This is a genomic window from Streptomyces sp. O3 (assembly GCF_054788135.1).
Genome location: NZ_JBTVYK010000207.1, coordinates 1 through 263, shown reverse-complemented (window position 1 = coordinate 263; position 263 = coordinate 1). Strand labels below are relative to the sequence as shown.

At 36.9% G+C, this 263-nt stretch carries 1 protein-coding gene; it reads left to right on the top strand.

The window, feature by feature from the left end; translation table 11 throughout:
- Positions 1 to 248 (top strand): Gfo/Idh/MocA family oxidoreductase (locus tag ACX6XY_RS30375; protein ID WP_460337933.1); only part of this gene is annotated, 248 nt, incomplete at its 5' end.
- Between the last annotated feature and the right edge of the window lie 15 nt (positions 249 to 263).

Below are 263 nucleotides of genomic sequence, written 5' to 3'. Positions count from 1 at the left end.
AGCCAACACCAATCAAAGCTGGTCAAGGTCTAACAAAAACAATGGCACCACCAAGCGAAGAAGCAACCAATACATTATCACTTCCAGCGCCCGCCAAATTAGCTCCTTCTTTCTATAACAATTTTGTCGATGTTTTAAATAATACGAGTGAACCCATCGTTCAAAATGAAGAAGTTTACCAAGTTTTAAAATTGATTGAAGCCATATTTGAAGCGGCTGAGACAAATCGAACTATCCATTCTATTTAAAAAAGATGTTTTAGC